Below are 18,943 nucleotides of genomic sequence, written 5' to 3'. Positions count from 1 at the left end.
TTGGCTGAACCCGCTGGAATTCGGCGCTCGACCGCACTTTCGCGCCCCGGGGTTCTCGTCGAGCGGCTCGAACGCGCCGCATGGCCGGCGCTCGGACGGTGGCGCTGGCGGTTTAGGGGCGCGAAGCGAAATCGCTCTACTGCGACGGGCTGCGCCCGAAGCCGCGCCAATGGCGATCGCCTCGCGCCGACGCGCCGACCGGCACGGGGCCGCGCTCCACCCCGTCGATGCGCCGTCAGCCCGCCCGCCTGCCGCCGCCCGGCCGGCTCGCCCATTCGCGCAGGTCATCGAGCATCGGGACGCCGGCCAGCACGACGAGCAGACCCGCGAGCGGGATCGTCACCGAGTAGCCGACGTGCTTGAAACCGAGCGCGCCCGCGAGGCCGCCCGAGAAGAACATCGCGAGCATCGTGCCGAGCACGCGCAGCTTCAGCCGGTTCGCGTACACGTCCGGCTCGCCGGGCTCGGCCTGCGTCGAATTCCAGTAGAACAGCTTGCCGAGCTCGATGCCGAGATCGGTGACGATGCCCGTCATGTGCGTCGTGCGGATCTCGGCGTTCGAGAGCTTCGTGATGATTGCGTTCTGCAGGCCCATGATGAAGCACAGCAGAACGACTGTGACAGGCACGAAGAACGTCCGCCAGAGCGCCAGATGGCTGCCGAGAAGGCCGAAGCACAGCAGCAGGAACGCCTCGAGCAGCAGCGGAAACGCATAGCGGCTGTGCAGCCGCTTGCGCCGGCCCCAGTTGACGAGCACGGCCGACGCCGCCGCGCCGAGCAGGAACGACGCAAGCGACGCAACGCCCGCGAACACGAGCACGACGTTGCCGAGCGCCGCCTGATCGGCGATCGCCGACACGATCCCGCTCATGTGCGACGTGTACTGCTTGACGGCGAGAAAGCCGCCGGCATTCGCGGCGCCCGCGACGAACGCGAGGGAAAAGCCGAGGTGCCGGTTGGCGTCGAGATTGCGATCCTTTCCGGCGAGGCTGCGAAAGTAGGCGACTGGCATGGCGTGACGTGGCGGCGGGCGAACCTGCGCATTGCGCCCGCGTGCCCGGCAACCTTCGCGTTCGAGCGCCGAACAGGCGCGAAGCGAAGCGGGGCGCGACGGGGAGCGAGGCAATGCGGATCGACGCGTGTGGTGACAGATCGACAATGGTGCTAGGATGATAACGACATTATCATACTCTTGTAACGATATGGTCCTGCGTGGTCCTGCGATGACATCCCGCCCGGCGTCCGGAACCGATCAGGAGGCAGGCGGCGCGGGCACGCGCCGCGCGCGCTGCGGCGCCGCATTCGCGCGGCCTTTAGCCGCTTGCGCGGCGCGCGCCGCTTCGCCATACTCGTTGGCACGTCCGTTGGCGCGACGCTAGGCGATCCGCGAGTCAAACAACATGGAACAGGGCCTGCTTCTCCGATGCGTGCTGTTCGTCGCGCTCGCGTGGCTCGCGCTCGGCTGCGCCGGACTCGCGAACATGCGTCGCACCGGTGCGGTCGCTCACGGTCTCTTTCCGCTCGGCGCGCTGGCCGGGCTCGCGCTCGCGGGCATCGGATTCGCCGGCGTGTTCGCCGAGCCGTCGACGGTCGTGCTGCCGCTCGGTCTGCCCGATCTGCCGTTCCATCTGCGCATCGACGCGCTGTCTTCCTACTTTCTGTTCGTGCTCGGCATGGTGACGGCGGGCGTCGGCGCGTTCTCGTCCGGCTACTTTCGCAAGGGCGAGGGCACGGCGCCCGGGCTCATCTGCTTCGAATACCACGCGTGCGCGGCAAGCATGGCGCTCCTCCTCGTCGCGGACGACGCGTACTGCTTCATGGTCGCGTGGGAGACGCTGACGCTGTCGGCGGCCTTCCTCGTGATGACGAATCACCGGATCGCCGAGATCCGCCGCGCGGCGTTCCTGTACTTTCTGATCTCGCACGTCGGCGCGCTCGCGCTGCTCTCGTGCTTCGGCCTGCTGCAGGCGGGCACGGGCGACTACACGTTCGCGAACATGCGCGTCCAGCATCTCGACGGGCTCGCCGCGTCGGCCGCGTTCTTGCTCGCGCTTGCCGGCTTCGGCGCGAAGGCGGGCGTCTTTCCGCTGCACGTCTGGCTGCCGGACGCGCATCCGGCGGCGCCGTCGCCCGTGTCCGCGCTCCTGAGCGGCTTCGTGCTGAAGGTCGGCCTGTACGGAATCCTGCGCACGGTGCTCGATCTGCTGCATGTGCAGGCCGCGTGGTGGGGCGTGCTGACGCTCGCGCTCGGCCTGTTCGGCGCGCTGCTCGGCGTCGTGTTCAGCACGATCCAGACCGACATGAAGCGGCTGCTCGCGTATTCGTCGATCGACAACATCGGGCTGATGTGCGTGAGCCTCGGCCTCACGATCCTGTTTCTCGGCTACCGTCTGCCCGCGCTCGCCGCGCTGTCGCTGACGGCGCTGCTGTATCAGATCGTCGCGCACGCGTGCTTCAAGAGCCTGCTCTTCCTCGGCACGGGCGCCGTGCTGCACGCGACGGGCGAGCGCAATCTCGGGCGGCTCGGCGGGCTGATCCGCTTCATGCCGTGGACCGCGTGGGCGATGCTCGTTGCCGTCGCCGCGAGCGCCGGGCTGCCGCCGTCGAGCGGCTTCGTGTCGGAGTGGCTGCTGGTGCAGAGCTTCCTCTTCACGCCGGGCCTGCCCGATTCGGTGCTCGGGATGACGGTGCCGCTCGTCGCGGCGCTCGTTGCGCTGACGGCCGCGCTTGCCGGCTATGCGATGGTCAAGTTTTTCGGCATCGTGTTCCTCGGCCAGCCGCGCGAGCCGAAGCTCGAGCGCGCGCGCGACGCGAGCCCGTGGGAGCGCGTCGCGTTCTGCTGGTTCGCGGCGGCGAGCGTGCTGCTCGGCCTCGCGCCCGTCCAGTACGTGAAGGTGCTCGACGCGGTGACGCGCTCGCTGATCGGCGCGGGCATCGGCGGCACGAACCACGGCTGGCTGCTGTTCGCGCCCGTGTCGGCCGCGCGCGCGAGCTACATGCCGGCGCTCTTCATGCTGTTCTTTCTCGCGTGCTGCGCGCTCGCGTGGCTGCTCGTGCGGCGCTTCTATCACGGGCGGCTCAGGCGCGCGGCGCCGTGGTCGTGCGGCCATCCGTTCGTGACCGCGCGGATGCAGGACACGGCCGAAGGCTTCGGCCAGCCGATCCGCGAGATTTTCACGCCGTTCTTCCGGATCGAGCGGCGGCTGCCTTCGCCGTTCGATTCGCGGCCGGAATACCGGATGAGCGTCGCGGATCGCACATGGCATCTGCTCTACGAGCCGGTCGCGGCGCTCGTGAATCGCGTCGCGGCGCTCGCCGGATTGCTGCAGACGGGCCGCATCGCGATCTACCTGACGTACAGCTTCGTCGTGCTGATCGTGCTTCTGACGGTGGTGAGACGATGGTGACCGCCTCCGGCATCCTGTCGCAGACGCTCGAGATTCTCGTCGCGCTCGCGGCCGCGCCGCTGCTGACGGGCTGGGTCGACCAGTGCCGCGCGTGGCTGCAGAACCGCCGCGCGCCGAGCATCTGGCAGCCGTACCGGATGCTGCACAAGCTGTTCAACAAGGAATCCGTCGTCGCGCGGCACGCGAGTGCGCTGTTTCGCGGCGCGCCTTACGTCGTCTGGGCGGCGATGACGCTCGCGTGCGCGATCGTGCCGACGCTGTCGACCGAGCTGCCGCTCTCGCCCGCGGCCGATGCGATCGCGCTCGTCGGCCTGTTCGCGCTCGCGCGCGTCGCGCTGTCGCTCGCGGCGATGGATATCGGCACCGCGTTCGGCACGCTCGGCGCGCGCCGCGAGATGCTGATCGGCTTCCTCGCGGAACCGGCGCTCTTGATGGTGCTGTTCTCGGCGTCGCTGATCACGCAGTCGACGCTCTTGACGAGCATCGTCGCCGCGCTCGGCCACCGCGAGCTCGTGATCTATCCGAGCCTCGCGTTCGCGGGAATCGCGTTCACGCTCGTGTCGCTCGCGGAGAACGCGCGGCTGCCCGTCGACAACCCGGCCACGCACCTCGAGCTGACGATGATCCACGAGGCGCTGATTCTCGAATATTCGGGCCGCCATCTGGCGCTGATGGAATGGGCGGCGAGCCTGAAGCTCTTCGCGTATTCGTGCATCGGCCTCGCGCTGTTCATGCCGTGGGGGATCGCCGAGGCGGGCAGTCCGCTCGCGCTCCTGCTCGCGCTGCCGGCGCTCTTCGTGAAGCTGCTCGTCGGCGGCGCGGCCCTCGCGGTGGTCGAGACGACGAACGCGAAAATGCGCCTCTTTCGCGTGCCCGAATTTCTCGCGACCGCGTTCCTGCTCGCGGTGATCGGCATGCTCGTCCATTTTCTGCTGGGGGCGTAGATGCACGGCTACGCGACGCAGCTCATCAATTTCCTCGCGGCGATCCTGCTGCTCTTGTCGTTCGCGATGCTGAGCCAGCGGAGGATCTTGTCGCTGATCCATCTGTATACGCTGCAAGGCGTCGCGCTCGTGTCGGCGAACCTGATCCTCGGCTTCGTGACGGCGGACACGCACCTGTACGTGTCCGCCGCGCTCACGCTGCTGCTGAAGGTCGGGCTGATTCCGTGGATTCTGTACCGGCTCGTGCAGCGGCTCGACGTGAAGGCCGACGTCGAGCCGCTTCTCAACATCCCGGCGACGCTCGTCGCCGGCATCGCGCTCGTGATCGTCGCGTTCAACGTCGCGGCGCCGATCAGCCGGCTCGCCGAATCGGCCGCGCGCGGCACGCTCGGCATCGCGCTCGCGTGCGTGCTGCTGTCGTTCATGATGATGATCACGCGCGCGAAGGCGATTCCGCAGGTGATCGGCTTCCTGTCGATGGAAAACGGCCTGTTTTTCGCGGCCGCGGCGGCGACCAACGGAATGCCGATGATCGTCGAGCTCGGGATCGGGCTCGACGTGCTCGTCGGGATACTGATCCTCGGCGTGTTCATGTTCCAGATCCGCGAGCAGTTCGACAGCCTCGACATCCACCATCTCGAGAAACTGAAAGATGAATGACGTCTTCGCGCTGCTCGCGTCGCTCGGCATTCCGCTCGTCGCGGGCGGATGCCTCGCGCTCGTGCGCAGGCAGCACGTCGCGCGCGCGCTGAACGTCGGCTTCAGTTTCCTCACGTGCGCGGCGACGCTCTTGCTCGCCGCGCGCACGGTCGCGCACGGGCCGATGTACGCGGTGGGCGAACTCTTCTTCGTCGATCCGTTCAACGTGTTCCTCGTCGCGCTGACGGCGTTCGTCGGCTGGACGACGTCGCTGTTCTCGAATCCGTACATGCGCGTCGAGCAGGACCGCGGCAAGATGAGCGACGCCCGGATGCGGCTCTATCACTGCATGTACCAGCTGTTCATTTTCGCGATGCTGCTCGCGCTGCTCACGAACAACGTCGGCGTGCTGTGGGTCGCGATGGAGGCGGCGACGCTCGCGACGGTGCTGCTCGTGAGCGTCTACCGCAGTGCGGCGAGCCTCGAGGCCGCGTGGAAGTACTTCATCCTGTGCGGCGTGGGCATCGCGCAGGCGCTGTTCGGCACGATCCTGCTGTATCTCGCGGCGGGCCGGCAGCTCGCCGGCGGCGACGCGCTGCTGTGGACGAGCCTGAACGCGGTCAAGACGCAGCTCGATCCGACGATCGTGTCGATCGCGTTCGTGTTCCTGCTCGTCGGCTACGGAACCAAGGTCGGGCTCGTGCCGATGCACAGCTGGCTGCCCGACGCGCACGCCGAAGGCCCGACGCCGATTTCGGCGGTGCTGTCCGGGCTGCTGCTGAACGTCGCGCTGTACGCGGTGCTGCGCTGCAAGGTGCTCGCCGACGGCGCGCTCGGCAACGGCCTGCCGGGGCGCCTGCTCGTCGGCTTCGGGCTCGCGTCGGCGCTCGTCGCATCGTTCTCGCTGTTCCGGCAAAGGGACGTGAAGCGGCTGTTCTCGTATTCGTCGATCGAACACATGGGGCTCATGACCTTCGCGTTCGGCCTCGGCGGCCCGGTCGCGACGTTCGCGGGGCTGCTGCACATGACGGTGCATTCGCTCGTCAAATCGGCGATCTTCTTCGCGGTCGGCCACGCGGCGCAGAAGGCGCGCACGCAGTCGATCGACGGCATCCGCGGGCTCCTGCAGGTCAGTCCGACGGTCGGCTGGGGGCTGATGCTCGGCGCGCTCGCGATTCTCGGGATGCCGCCTTTCGGCGTGTTCGCGAGCGAATTCCTGATCCTGACGACGGCGATCGCGAAGCTGCCGTGGAGCGCGCCGTTCCTGCTCGTCGCGCTCGCGGCGGCGTTCGCCGCGATCTTCATGCGCGTGCAGCGGATGGTGTTCGGCGAATCGAGCGTCGCGACGCTCGAGCATCCGCCGGCGCTGCTGCCGGTGTTCGTTCATCTCGGCCTCGGCTTGATGCTCGGGCTCTACGTGCCGCCGTATCTCGCGACCTGGTATCGACAGGCGGCGGCGATGATCGCGGGGTAGGCGATGCGGATCGAATCCTTGCAACTCCCCAGCCGGACGCGTCTCGCGAGCGAGATGGGGCTGCCGCACGTGGCGTTCGCGTCGGTCGACGCCGACGCGTGGACGCGCGCCGCCGAGACGATCCGCGAGGCCGGCGGGCGGCTCGTCGCGCTTTGGGGCGGCGAGCCCGCCGCCGGGCGCTTCGAGGTGTGCGCCGCGTACGAGCTCGACGACGGCCTGTTGTGGCTGCGGCTGCCGGTCGAGCCGGCGGCGAATGAAGAGAATGAACCGAACGAAGCGGTCGAAGCGGTCCAAGCGGGCAATGCCGGCAAGGCGGACGAAGCCGGCGGGACGGGCGATGGAAGCGACATGGGCGACATAGACGACATGGGCGACTACCCGGACCTGTCGACGATCTTCGCCGGCGCGACGCGGATGCAGCGCGCGGTCCGCGACCTCGTCGGCCTGCGCGCGCGCGGCGCGACCGACGTGCGGCCGTGGCTCGCTCACGGCGCATGGCCGCGCGGCTACCATCCGCTGCGCAAGCGCGCGACGGGCCGCGAACGCTTCGAGATCGCGACGGCCGACTATCCGTTCGTGCCGGTCGCGGGCGACGGCGTGCACGAGATCGCGGTCGGGCCGATTCATGCGGGCGTGATCGAGCCGGGGCATTTCCGCTTCTCGGTCGTCGGCGAGAAGATACTGCGGCTCGAGGAACGGCTCGGCTACGCGCATCGCGGCGTCGAGCGGCTCCTCGAGCGCGCGGGCGCGTTCGAGGGCAGCCGGCTCGCCGCGCGCATCGCAGGCGATTCGACGGTCGCGTTCACATGGGCGTACTGCATGGCGCTCGAGCAGGCGCTGACGGTTCGCGTGCCGGCCCGCGCGCTGCGGCTGCGCGGGCTGCTGCTCGAGCGCGAGCGCGTCGCCAATCATCTCGGCGACCTCGGCGCGCTCGGCAACGACGCGGGTTTCGCGGTCGGCCTCGCGCAATTCTCGCGGCTCAAGGAGGACTGGCTGCGCCTGAACGACCGGATCTTCGGGCATCGCCATCTGATGGATCGCGTCGTGCCGGGCGGCGTCGGGCGCGACGTCTCGGCGGACGACGCGGCGGCGATCGTCGCGCAATGCGACCGGATCGAGGCCGAGATGCGTGCGATGCAGACGATCTATGACGACCAGTCCGGCTTGCAGGACCGTTTCGCGGGAACCGGGCGGCTCGCCGCGCAGACGGCCGCGCATTTCGGCGTGTGCGGATTGGCCGCGCGCGCGAGCGGGCAGGCGCGCGACGTGCGCGTCGACCATCGGCTCGCGCCGTACGACGCGGTGCCCGTCGAAGCGCACGGCGACCCACGCGGCGACGTCGCCGCGCGGGTTGCCGTGCGCTTTGCCGAGACGTACGAATCGGTGCGCGCGATTCGCGCGCTGCTCGACGATCTGCCGGGCGGCGCGATCGCGGCCGAGATCGAGCTCGCCGCGATCGCGCCGGGCAACCCGGAGGAGGCGACGGAGGCGGGAAGGGCGGAGGCGGCGGCAGGCGCCGCCCACGATGCGCGGCGCGGCGTCGGCTGGATAGAAGGCTGGCGCGGCCCGGTGCTCGTCGCGCTCGAGCTCGACGCGCGCGGCGCCGTCGCGCGTTGCCATTGCCACGATCCGTCGTGGCAGAACTGGCCCGCGCTCGAGCATGCGATCATCGGCAACATCGTTGCCGACTTCCCGTTGATCAACAAGTCGTTCAACCTGAACTACGCGGGGCACGACCTGTAATGTGGCAGCTCATCAAACAGATCGCGCGCACCGGCCGGCCGGACGAGCCCGCGCCGGCGGGCGAGGACGCGTGGCAGCGGGACGCGCGGCGTATCCGGCAGGAGATTCTCGACATCCTCGGGCGCGCGCTGAGCATCCGCGCGATCGACGCCGGCTCGTGCAACGGCTGCGAGCTCGAACTGCACGCGCTCGGCAATCCGTACTACAACATCGAAGGATTGGGGATCAAGTTCGTCGCAAGCCCGCGGCATGCGGACATGCTGCTGATCACCGGGCCGCTCACGCTCAACATGCGCGACGCGGTGCGCCTCGCGTACGAGGCGACGCCCGCGCCGAAGCTCGTCGTGGCGGCGGGCGACTGCGCGTGCACGGGCGGCGTGTTCGCCGACAGCTACGCGGTGTGCGGGCCCGTCGAGAAGCTCGTGCCGGTCGACCTGACGATTCCGGGCTGCCCGCCGCGGCCGATCGACTTGCTGCGCGGGATTCGCGGCGCGCTTGAGCGAGCGCGCCCGGGCGGGCGTTGATTCCCCGACTTCCTCGACGCACCCGGGCGCTCCGGGCGCTCCGGGCGAGACAAGGCCGCGTGCGGGTTCGGATTCGAATCGATTCCGGCACGCCGGCGGCCGGTGCGCCGCGCGACATCGCGCGCCGGGCTTCGACACGGCGATTCCTCTTCGCATCGACATACGTTCAAACCGTTCGATCGGCGTTCGGCGAAGGCCGGCGGGGCTGCGCGCCCGATCTGCGAACGTATCCATTCCGTCTGTAGGGGAATTCCTACGGCTGTTGCGCATAATCCTACGCTGCTCTCGTCTTTTGCTGATTTCCAATCAGGCACTTTTTATCGCACCCTTCACGGATCGAAAAATACAAAAATTGCCGCGCCTGCTTGAAGCTGTACTTGATCCGGTCTCTCGCCAGTTTCCCGAAAGACGCGAACACTCACCGCGACGGCCGGGTTCGGCCGAGCGAGCAACGCAATAGAAAGGCACGAAGTCGATGGGATTACTGCGGAGTTTTCGAGCCTGGTGCAAGCTGCGGCGCCTGCCGCCGATCAAGATCGAGACGAAAGCGGCCGAAGCGGAGAACGAGGCCGCGACGCACGCGAAATGGGCGGTCGTCATCCGCAATGCGGACGGCGCGCGCGTCGGCGAAGCGATATACGGCCTTTCGCAATTGACCGATCGGCTGTACGTGCACAGCCTCGAGATCGCGCCGTCGGAGCGCCGGCGCGGCTACGCGCTCGCGTTCCTGATGATGCTGAATCGCTATTACAAGGTGCCGATCGTGCCGATGTCCGAGATGCCGGGCGGCAGCCCGTTCTGGGTCACCGTGAGCAAGCTGCGGCCCGGCGGCCTCGCCGTGCAGTTCGAGCAAAGGAGCGACGCTGCGGACAAGCCGCCGCCGCGTGCGTAGCGGCGTCCGGAAACTGAGTGAAAGGGGCGGGCGGCGTTCGGCCGCCTTTTTTTGTGCGGCCGATTCGTCGATGCTCAATGCCGCGTCGTATCCGCGCCCGGAAGGGGATGCGCGCTGGGCGGCGACGGGGCGCGTTGATTGCCGGCGCGGCGACGGGCGTCGTTTTGTCGTTTCGCCGTATTGTCGTATTGTCGTTTCGGAGCGGACGCGGGCGACACGAAGATGGCGCGGCCGTCACGAAGCGATCGCATTGACGAAGCGAATCGCTTCGCGGCAATCGGCGCTTGCACCTGTCGCTAGCCGGGTGCCGCAGCGCTACGCCGCTGGAGGCGGTATCGAAAGCGCAATCAAAGCGGCATCGAAAGCGCGTGTCGCCGCTCGCCACGCCGCGCCGGAATCGGCGGCGCGCCGACCCGCGCGGCCGCAAAGCGCACGGCAGCCGGTGCGCGCAGCCGGCCGTCGACGCGCCTCAGGCAGCCGGCGCGTGCACGAGCAACAGTGGAATCTGCGTGAGCCGCGCGACGCGCAGCGCGACGCTGCCGAGCAGCCAGCGCGACACGCCGCGCCTGCCGTGCGTGCCCATCACGAGCAGATCGGCGGGCCAGCGGTCGGCCTCGCGGACGATCGTGTGCGCGACGTCGTCGCTCGTCCGGTCGGTGCTGACGACCGCGATGCTCGACTGACCCGGCGCTTCGTCGAGCAACTGGCGCGCGACGGCCAGCGCCTTCTCGCTTTCCTCGACGAACGCGTCCTCGAGCACGTGGATCGGCACGAAATCGGTGAGCCGCACCGCGCGGTCGATCACGTAGATCGCGCGCAGATGCGTGTCGGGCGTCGCGAATTGCGCGCCGTAGCGCAATGCGTGCGCGGCGATCGGGCTGCCGTCGGTCGCGAACATGATGCGCTTCGGCGCATGCACGGCCGATTCGACGCCGGAGGGCACGAAAAGAATCGCGCAATCCGTCCTCGCGAGCAGCGGCTCGGATACGCTGCCGTCTACCCAACGAAGCAACCCCTGATACTGATGCGAGCCGACGACGAGCAGATCGGCATTCCAGTCGCGTGTTTCGTCGAGCAGCGCGTCGACGACGTCGCCGCCTTTCTTCGCGAGGTCGACGATCGCGGTTTCGAGCGCGACGTCGGTGCGACCGAATGTGGTCGTCGCGTCGCCGAGCACGTTCGACGCATCGTTGACGAGCTCGGTGTGCGCCGCCGCAAACTCGGACGGTGCGAACGTATGCGGCAGCGTATACGCGCGCGGCGTGTCCACGACGCTGACGAAGCGTACGGCCGCGCCCGCGGGCACCACGCGCTTCAGGTAGTCGACCGCGCGCTGCGACGCCTTCGACGCGTCGATCGCGACGAGAATGCGCCCAGGCAGCGACAGCGGAGCGGGATTCGAGGTATCGGTGGCCATCGTCGACTCCATCAAAGTATTGGGCGCGCCAACTATCGGGTCATTGTGCGGCACCGGCCCCGCCATTCGTTGAGCGAAATCAATCTTTTCGAGCGCGGCGAGGCGGCGCGCGGGCGGCGGGGCCGTGCCGCGTAATCGCCGCGCATGCCGCTGCGGCGCGGCGTTTCGCCGGTAACGCGATGCCGAACCGGCCGGCTTCGCACGTTTTGCTCGGATCGAAGCGCCGTTGTGCGCGCAGGGGCGTGCACATAGAATAGTTGCGCGCACAATGCATCTATTAGAATCGAACGCATCGCCGTCGAGCGGCGCGCATCGGTTGTCTTGCAATGCACCGTGCGCGCCGCCGCTTTCTCCATCCGAGCGTCATCCGATAAGGACTTCCAATCATGTCGCAGCCGCATCTCCATCTTTCCCCGACCGCGATCTATCCGTTCGACGCGCGCGGCGTCGCGAAGCGATTCCGCCATGCGGCGATCTTCGGCGCGATCGACGCGCTTCAGTCCGGCGAAACCATGCGCTTCGTCAACGATCACGATCCGCTCCCGCTCCTCGAACAGATTCGGCAGCATTATGGCGAGCGGGTCGGCATCGAGTATCGGCAGCGTGAGCCCGGCGCGATCGTGATCGATTTCATCGTTCAATGACCTATGCCGGCCGTCGCGCGGGCAGTGCGCCGGCCGTCGCGACATTCCCGCTCGCCGGCCGCGACGCGCCGCGTTCGGCGCGTCGCGCGCGACAGCCGGCGAGCGGCCCGCAACAAGCGATAAGCTGATCCAGACCATCATGCATTCATCCGACCGATTTCCCGATTTCTTCGACGCCGCGCCGCGCATCGCGTTGCGCGATCCGCTCGCCGCGTTCCTCGGTGCCGCGCACGACGGCGGCGCGATCGAGTACCGCTACGCGGACGTCGTGAAGCTGGCAGGGCATTCGTGTCCGACCGTCGCGTCCGCGTACCTGATGACGCGCGCGGCGCTCGGCGCGCTCTACGGCGGCATGCCCGCCGAGCGCGGCGCGATTCGCGTCGCGTTGCGCGATTCGGCGACGGAAGGCGTGACGGGCGTGGTGGCGAACGTCGTCGGCCTGCTGACGGGGGCGACGTTCGATACCGGGTTCAAGGGCATCGGCGGCCGGTTCGACCGCCGCCGTCTGTTGACGTTCGGCGAACCGATGCCGGGGCAGCTTCGCTTGACGCGCGTCGATACGAATGCGAGCGTCGGCGTGTCGGCGCGGCTCGATCGCGTGCCGGGCGATCCGCGAATCGCGAATCTGCTGCCGCGCTGTCTCGCGATGACGGCGCAGCCCGAGGACGTCGCGTTGTTCCGCGAGCTCTGGCAGGCGCGCGTGCGCCGGCTGCTGCTCGAACATGCGGACGACGCCGACGTGATCGTGCTCCACCGTTGACGCGCGATGGCGGTTGCGGCGCGGCGCATCCGACGCGCGCTGCGGAACCGGCGTCGCGCTTGCATGTCGGCGTCCGGCGGGAGGCGCTCGCTTGCGGCGTCGGCGAACGGATGCCGCGAGCAAGCGGCAGGCCGAAAGCGGCAAATCAAACGTCGCTCGACGAACGCCGCCTAACCGACGACCAGCTTCGTCGAAGCGAGCATCAGCGGCAGCCCGGCGAGCGCAAGCCCGGTCGACACGAGGATCATGCCGGCGATGTCCTCGGTCGGGCCGTCGTACTGCTGCGCGATCAGATGGCTCAGCACCGCGACGGGCATCGTGCAATGAACGACGAATGCGCCCGCGGCGACGCTCGGCAGCCCGAGCAGCAACGCGAGCGCGAGCCCGACGCCGAGCCCGCCCGCGACCCGCACGACCGCGAGCACCGCCACGCGGCGCAGGCCCGCGAGCCGGATGTTCGCGAGCGATGCGCCGAGCATCAGCAGCATCAGCGGCGGCGCCATGTTGCCGAGCTGCTTCACGCTCGCCGCGAGCGGCGCGGGCAGATGCAGGCCGTTCAGCGTCATGAAGAGCGCCGCGACGACTGCCCAGATCGTCGGACTGACGGCGATCGATTTCCACGAAGCCTGACCGGACAGCAACCAGACGCCGATCGTGAAATGGCCGATCTGCACGAGCGCGGAGAACGCGACCGCATACAGCAGGCCTTGCTCGCCGAAGGCGAAGAGCGCGACCGGCAGGCCGAGATTCGACGTGTTGGGCAGCATCAGCGACGGCAGGTATTGCCGCATCGGCAGCCTCAGCACGCGCAGGAAGAGCGCGCCGAGCGCCGCGAAGCACACGAGGGCGACGGCGCCCGCCGCGAACGTGTGGACGAGCACGCGCGCGGTCAGGTTCGGCCGGTCGAGCGACGACAGCAGCAGGCACGGAATGCCGATGTTCGATACGAGCGCGCTCAGGCACGCCGCGTTCATCGGAAGCTTGAGCCTGACCCACAGCAGGCCGATCAGCGAGCACGCGAAGATCGGAAAGACGACCAGCGAAAAATCGTTTTGCATTCGGACGATCCCGAAGAGACGGCGGCATGTGCCGACGATGCGGCACGCCGCGCGCCGGCCGTTGCATGATGCATTCTCGGCGGCCGGCGCGCAGCGTTCGAAACGCGAAGCGGGCGAGCGTCGGTGGTCACTCGTCGCCGAAGCCGAACACGAGCTGACGCTCGAGCGCGCCGTGACCGTCGAAATTCAGCCGCCGCATGTTGCGCCGCTGATCGGGCGGATAGCCGGTTCTTCCGTGGGTGACCGCGGTGTTGTCACCGATCAGGATCTGCCCGGGCTCGAGCGGAAACAGCAGCACATTGTCCGGATCGGTCAGGAAGCGCGCGAGGCTGTCGTACATGTCGGCGGCGGCGGCCGCGGGCGTCGCCGTGGCCGCGCCGTCGTTCATCCTGAACTTGATCGACCAGCCGTCGTCCTCCGCCTTGAACACGGGCGCCGTGCTCTTTTGCGTCGTGCGCTCGATCGTCGGCGCGTCGGCGCGGGCGAGCGGCGCGGCGTCGCCGTAGCGATCGACGATGTGACGGTACGCGGCCTTCGCGCTCGACAGCGTCGACAGGCCGCCCTGGTGCGACGGCCTCACGCATTGCAGCGTGATGATCCGCTCGGGCGCGTCCGAAAATGCCCCGTCGGTATGCGGCAGATGCGCTTCGTGCGACGAGTCGATATGGCCGTCGACCGGTTTGAACGCGTTGATCGGCACGACGCCGTCGCCGTCCGCGCGCTTGTGCGGCGCGGCGTTGCCGAGCAGCGGCTTGAGCGCGAGCAGATTGTCCCTTTCCGACGATTCGCAGTCGAGGATCACGAAACCATAGCGATTGAAGGTCCCGACCATGTCGGAGATCCCGTCGCCGGTCATCGTGCCGGGAGAGTGGATCGGCAGCGTCACTTCGGCAAGCGGCAGCGTGCTGTCGAACGGTTGGCGTAGCGCTTGCGCGCAAAGGCTGGAAGTCTGAGTCAACATGATCGGCCCTCGGAACGTGGATTTCACACGGTTGACGCCCAAGTATTTCGGTATGCTTATCAATGGGCGCTGTCTCCTCCTATGTCTGTCCTTCTACTTTCCATCTTTTATATTACAGATCATTAACCGCGTTGCGATTTTGTTTACAAATAGACAGGTCTTTCTAATTTGGCGTCGGAAATCCGCGCGTAGAAATGATGTGGCGTGAATTTGCAGATGGAGTGCGGACAGATTTTGATTCCGCTCAGACGTTAATGTGCCGATGCCGATCGAAATTGCCTCGGTCGCGTTCGCTCTGTTCGAGCGCCCGGCGCGCCGCGAAAGCATTGGCGCAATGTCGGAATATGCAAACGCGGTCGAAATTAGAAAATTCGTGCGCGAGCGCCCGCATCCATCATTCGCAATTGAAAAATCAGAATATTCGAGCGTTTAAAAAAGGAAAAATCAATGACGCGGGTTCGGCGATCGCGCCGAACGGGATCGATAACGGCTGCACATGGATGGCGGATCGATTCGCCGGCGCCCATTCCGGAAACGACGAAAACGATTTCGGCGAAGGCGCGCAAATCGGGCGCCTCTGCTCGTGCGCATCGCTTGAAACGAGGTGTCGGACGGTTATTCGGCCGGATCGAGCAGCGACAATTCGTCGACGAACCGCACGGCGAACGATGCGGTGCCGCGCGCATCCGCCGCGCGCTCCGCGGCGATCGCATAGATCGCGTGCGCCGCGCCCGCCGCGGCGAGCGGCGCACCGCGCTGCGCGAGAAGCGCCGCGATCAGCGCACCGAGCGCGCACCCGGCCCCCGTCACGCGCGTCAAGCGCGCGTCGCCGCCCGCAACGGCGAGCGTGTCGACGCCATCCGTCACGTAGTCGGTCGGCCCGCTCACCGCGACGATCGCGCCGCTGCGCCGCGCGAGATCGCCGATGAACGCGAGCGCGCTTTCGGAGCTCGCGGTCGTGTCGACGCCCTTGCCGGCCGAAGCGCCACCCGCGAGCGCGATCAGCTCGCTCGCATTGCCGCGGATCACGGTCGGCTTGAACGCGAGCAGGCCGCGAACGATCGCGTCGTAATCAGGCGCCCCCGCGCCGACCGCGACGGGGTCCAGCACCCAGCGCGTGCCGGCCTCGGCGGCGGCGCGCGCGGCCGTGCGCAGCGCGTCGGCACCGCTGCTCATCAGCGCGGCCGTGTTGATCCACAGCGCGCCGGCGCCGGCGGCGAAGCGCGCGGACCAGTCGGCCGCCGCGCCGATCGCGGGCGCGGCCCCGACGGCGAGCAACACGTTCGCGCTCAAGTTCGCGGCGACGTAGTTCGTGAGTCCGTACACGAACGGTGCCGCGTGCTTGACGGCGGCCAGTTCGTGGCGCACGGATGGCGTGTTCCAGGAGATCGATTCCATGTCGTGGTCCCTTGTCGCGTTCGCGCTCATGCGCACGCGTGAATGCAGGTGGGCGCGGGTTGGCCGATCGGGCGCGATCGGGCACTGAAGCAAGCCCGTCCCATCGGCCATCGCGAGAAGGCGCGGCTCGCGCACTGTAGCCGCTGTGGCGCGCGCATGCGCCGATCGGCGTCAAGTGTTTGCAGAGCGACTCGCCGTGACTCGATGCGGCGGCCGGCGCAGTCGGTCGCGCGGGGCGCGGCCGGCGCGCGCCCGCGGCCTCACGCGCCGCGCCGCTTCGATTTCTCTGCGGGCATCGACAGAATGTCGAGCGCCTGTTGCATCAGCTCGATGCTCTGACTCTCCTGCATGATGCCCGCGTGCAGCACGAGATGCTGCAGGCGACGATCCTTCGTGTTCATGTCGTGCGCGAAATCGCGCGCCTCGATCTCGCGATAGAGCGCGAGCTTTTGTCGATGCAGATCGAGCCGCCGCTTGATTTCGTCGCCGAGCCCCGTCGGCCCGACGACCGCTTCCGCGCGCAGCCGGATCATCAGCTCGTCGCGCAGCGGCTTCGGATCGTCGTGTTGCGCGATCCAGCGTTTGAGCTCCTTGCGGCCCGCGGGCAGTATCCGGTACGCGCGTTTGCGCCCGCGAGCCTGCTCGACGGGCGTGGATTCGACCCAGCCTTCGTCCTCGAGCCGCGCGAGCTCGCGGTAGATCTGCTGATGCGTCGCGTGCCAGAAGTAGCCGATCGAGCGGTCGAAGCGGCGCGTCAGCTCGGAGCCTGAGCCCGGGCGTTCGGCGAGGGAGGTGAGCAGCGCGTGAGGCAGGGACATTGACGAGCGGGCGAGTGGTCGAAACCCTTGCATCTTGCCATACCGCGCAGCGTCCGCCCGTTTAGAGCGCTCACTTTATGCAACGCGTTGCAATTGAAAGGCGATGTCGATATATTTATGCAACCCGTTGCAAAAAAAGAGCGACCGATGACTTACTATCCCCACCTGACGGCTCCACTGGAGCTCGGTTTCACGTCGTTGAAGAATCGCGTATTGATGGGCTCGATGCACGTCGGGCTAGAGGAAGCGCCCAACGGCTTCGAGCGGATGGCCGCGTTCTACGCGGAGCGCGCGCGCGGCGAGGCGGGGCTCATCGTCACGGGCGGGATCGCGCCGAACGAGCGAGGCCGGATGATGCCGGGCGGCTCGATGCTCACGACGGAGGAAGAGGCCGAGCGCCACCGGATCGTCACGCGCGCGGTGCACGACGCGCACGGCAAGATCGCGATGCAGATCCTGCACTTCGGCCGTTATGCGTATCACCCGTCGCTCGTCGCGCCGAGCGCGCTGAAGGCGCCGATCAACGCGTTCACGCCGCATTCGCTGTCGGCGAGCGAGGTCGACGCGACGATCGACGATTTCGTGCGCTGCTCGGCGCTCGCGCAGTACGCGGGCTACGACGGCGTCGAGATCATGGGCTCCGAAGGCTATCTGATCAACGAATTCATCGCGGCGCGCACGAACCATCGTGACGACGAATGGGGCGGCCCATACGAAAATCGCATCCGCTTTCCGGTCGAGATCGTGCGGCGCGTGCGCGAGCGGGTCGGCGCGAATTTCATCATCATCTACCGGCTGTCGATGCTCGACCTCGTCGAAGGCGGCTCGACGCTCGACGAAGTGATCCGGCTCGCGCAGGCGGTCGAGGCGGCCGGCGCGACAATCCTGAACACCGGCATCGGCTGGCACGAGGCGCGCATCCCGACGATCGCGACGAAGGTGCCGCGCGCCGCGTATGCGTGGGTGACGAAGCGGCTCGTCGGCAAGGTCGGCATTCCGCTTGTCGCGACGAACCGGATCAACACGCCGGAAATCGCCGAGCAACTGCTCGCCGAAGGCTATTGCGACATGGTGTCGATGGCGCGGCCGTTCCTCGCCGATTCGCAATTCGTGCGCAAGGCGCGCGAGGGCCGCGCCGATGAGATCAACACCTGCATCGGCTGCAACCAGGCATGCCTCGACCACATCTTCAGCGGCAAGATCACGTCGTGCCTCGTCAACCCGCGCGCGTGCCACGAGACCGAGCTCGTGATCGCGCCCGCCGCGCAGCGCAAGCGGATCGCGGTGGTCGGCGCGGGACCCGCGGGCCTGAGCTTCGCGGTCACGGCCGCCGAGCGCGGGCACGAGGTCGAGCTGTTCGAGGCGTCGCCGGAGATCGGCGGGCAGTTCAACGTCGCGAAGAAGGTGCCCGGCAAGGAGGAGTTCCATGAGACGCTGCGCTATTTCCGCCGGCAGATCGAGCTGCACGGGCTCACGCTGCATCTGAACACGCGCGCCGACGTCGCGCGGCTCGCGGGCGGCGGCTTCGACGAAATCGTGCTCGCCACGGGCGTCGTGCCCCGCGTGCCCGACATCGACGGCGTCGATCGCGCCAACGTGCTCGGCTATCTCGACGTGCTGCGCGACGGCAAGCCGGTCGGCGCGAACGTCGCCGTGATCGGCGCGGGCGGAATCGGCTTCGACGTCAGCGAATATCTGACGCAGACGGGCGAAAGCGCGAGCGTCGCGCCGCCGAAGTTCTACGCGGAATGGGGCATCGACGTCGGCTACGAGCAGCGCGGCGGCGTGCGGATGCCGCACGTCGACGCCGCCGCGCGCAACGTGCATCTGCTGCAGCGCAAGGCGTCGAAGGTCGGCGACGGGCTCGGCAAGACGACGGGCTGGATTCACCGGACGTCGCTGAAGTCGCGGCGCGTTGCGATGTCGTCGAGCGTGTCTTACGAGCGGATCGACGACGCAGGGCTGCACGTGACGATCGACGGCGAGCCGCAGACGCTCGCGGTGGACAGCGTCGTCGTCTGCGCGGGCCAGGAGCCGCAGCGCGAGCTGTACGACGGCCTGCGCGCGGCGGGCTGCTCGGTGCATCTGATCGGCGGCGCGCACGTCGCCGCCGAGCTCGACGCGAAACGCGCGATCCTGCAGGGCACGAGGCTCGCGGCATCGATCTGATGCGGGCGGCTCGCCGCGCCGTACATGCCGATGCGCGTGCGGCGCGGCATCACGGCAGATCACGGCACGTCACGTCGCACGACAGTGCGACATCA

17 protein-coding genes are annotated in these 18,943 nt (G+C 68.1%); 11 read left to right on the top strand and 6 right to left on the bottom strand.

All coding sequences use genetic code 11. The features are described 5' to 3' along the window. Positions 1-235: 235 nt before the first annotated feature. A complete protein-coding gene (locus WS91_RS09945; protein ID WP_038745380.1) occupies positions 236-1,012 on the bottom strand; it encodes a YoaK family protein in 777 nt (258 codons plus the stop codon). Positions 1,013-1,400: 388 nt separating this feature from the next. On the opposite strand from WS91_RS09945, the gene hyfB reads away from it, so the two are divergent. From hyfB to WS91_RS09910, 7 genes are all read left to right on the top strand, one after another. Next, positions 1,401-3,407: a hydrogenase 4 subunit B gene (gene hyfB / locus WS91_RS09940; protein ID WP_059581941.1), complete on the top strand. Its 2,007-nt coding sequence runs from the start codon at positions 1,401-1,403 to the stop codon at positions 3,405-3,407. Beyond that, a complete protein-coding gene (locus tag WS91_RS09935; protein ID WP_038745375.1) occupies positions 3,401-4,351 on the top strand; it encodes a respiratory chain complex I subunit 1 family protein in 951 nt (316 codons plus the stop codon). The genes hyfB and WS91_RS09935 overlap by 7 nt, the downstream gene beginning before the upstream one ends. Beyond that, positions 4,352-5,011, top strand: coding sequence for a formate hydrogenlyase (locus tag WS91_RS09930; protein WP_038745372.1), 660 nt, complete (start codon positions 4,352-4,354; stop codon positions 5,009-5,011). Beyond that, positions 5,004-6,464 (top strand): hydrogenase 4 subunit F, encoded by a 1,461-nt coding sequence (locus WS91_RS09925; RefSeq protein WP_038745369.1) that lies wholly within the window; start codon positions 5,004-5,006, stop codon positions 6,462-6,464. The genes WS91_RS09930 and WS91_RS09925 overlap by 8 nt, the downstream gene beginning before the upstream one ends. A 3-nt stretch (positions 6,465-6,467) precedes the next feature. Then, a complete protein-coding gene (locus WS91_RS09920) occupies positions 6,468-8,207 on the top strand; it encodes an NADH-quinone oxidoreductase subunit C (protein WP_059670201.1) in 1,740 nt (579 codons plus the stop codon). Continuing rightward, on the top strand, positions 8,207-8,731 hold the full coding sequence (locus tag WS91_RS09915; protein ID WP_038745362.1) for an NADH-quinone oxidoreductase subunit B family protein: 525 nt from the start codon (positions 8,207-8,209) through the stop codon (positions 8,729-8,731). The genes WS91_RS09920 and WS91_RS09915 overlap by 1 nt, the downstream gene beginning before the upstream one ends. Positions 8,732-9,206: 475 nt before the next feature. Further along, complete coding sequence (locus WS91_RS09910) at positions 9,207-9,623, top strand: hypothetical protein (RefSeq protein ID WP_038745359.1); 417 nt, start codon at positions 9,207-9,209, stop codon at positions 9,621-9,623. 469 nt (positions 9,624-10,092) lie between these two features. On the opposite strand, the gene WS91_RS09905 is transcribed toward WS91_RS09910, so the two are convergent. Continuing rightward, positions 10,093-11,052, bottom strand: a complete 960-nt coding sequence (locus tag WS91_RS09905) for a universal stress protein (RefSeq protein ID WP_038745357.1) — start codon at positions 11,050-11,052, stop codon at positions 10,093-10,095. 374 nt (positions 11,053-11,426) lie between these two features. Between WS91_RS09905 and WS91_RS09900 the strand changes: the two genes are divergently transcribed. Together WS91_RS09900 and WS91_RS09895 are read left to right on the top strand one after the other, a co-directional pair. Beyond that, complete coding sequence (locus WS91_RS09900; RefSeq protein ID WP_038745355.1) at positions 11,427-11,684, top strand: DUF2249 domain-containing protein; 258 nt, start codon at positions 11,427-11,429, stop codon at positions 11,682-11,684. Positions 11,685-11,823: 139 nt separating this feature from the next. Further along, on the top strand, positions 11,824-12,444 hold the full coding sequence (locus WS91_RS09895) for a hypothetical protein (protein ID WP_059581925.1): 621 nt from the start codon (positions 11,824-11,826) through the stop codon (positions 12,442-12,444). 170 nt (positions 12,445-12,614) lie between these two features. Here the strand turns inward: WS91_RS09895 and WS91_RS09890 are convergent, their stop codons facing one another. Together WS91_RS09890 and WS91_RS09885 are read right to left on the bottom strand one after the other, a co-directional pair. Next, positions 12,615-13,502 carry an AEC family transporter gene (locus tag WS91_RS09890; RefSeq protein ID WP_059581922.1) on the bottom strand — a complete coding sequence of 296 codons (888 nt, stop codon included), beginning with the start codon at positions 13,500-13,502 and terminating at the stop codon, positions 12,615-12,617. A 127-nt stretch (positions 13,503-13,629) separates the two neighbouring features. Further along, entirely contained in the window at positions 13,630-14,463 is an 834-nt protein-coding gene (locus tag WS91_RS09885) for a TauD/TfdA family dioxygenase (protein WP_059670200.1), read from the bottom strand. Positions 14,464-14,725: 262 nt separating this feature from the next. Here WS91_RS09885 and WS91_RS35710 point away from each other — a divergent pair, with 262 nt between their 5' ends. Beyond that, positions 14,726-14,896: a hypothetical protein gene (locus WS91_RS35710; RefSeq protein WP_156432345.1), complete on the top strand. Its 171-nt coding sequence runs from the start codon at positions 14,726-14,728 to the stop codon at positions 14,894-14,896. A gap of 182 nt (positions 14,897-15,078) precedes the next feature. On the opposite strand, the gene WS91_RS09880 is transcribed toward WS91_RS35710, so the two are convergent. Both WS91_RS09880 and WS91_RS09875 read right to left on the bottom strand, forming a co-directional pair. Beyond that, complete coding sequence (locus WS91_RS09880; RefSeq protein ID WP_038745495.1) at positions 15,079-15,861, bottom strand: hydroxyethylthiazole kinase; 783 nt, start codon at positions 15,859-15,861, stop codon at positions 15,079-15,081. Positions 15,862-16,121: 260 nt separating this feature from the next. After that, entirely contained in the window at positions 16,122-16,679 is a 558-nt protein-coding gene (locus WS91_RS09875) for a PadR family transcriptional regulator (RefSeq protein WP_059581913.1), read from the bottom strand. A gap of 147 nt (positions 16,680-16,826) precedes the next feature. On the opposite strand from WS91_RS09875, the gene WS91_RS09870 reads away from it, so the two are divergent. Continuing rightward, positions 16,827-18,848, top strand: coding sequence for an oxidoreductase (locus WS91_RS09870; protein WP_059581908.1), 2,022 nt, complete (start codon positions 16,827-16,829; stop codon positions 18,846-18,848). Positions 18,849-18,943: the final 95 nt, after the last annotated feature.

It is taken from the genome of Burkholderia sp. MSMB1498, from assembly GCF_001526245.1.
Classification (GTDB): domain Bacteria; phylum Pseudomonadota; class Gammaproteobacteria; order Burkholderiales; family Burkholderiaceae; genus Burkholderia; species Burkholderia savannae.
Note: the sequence above shows the minus strand (reverse complement) of the source record. Positions and strands in the feature narration are given on the sequence as shown.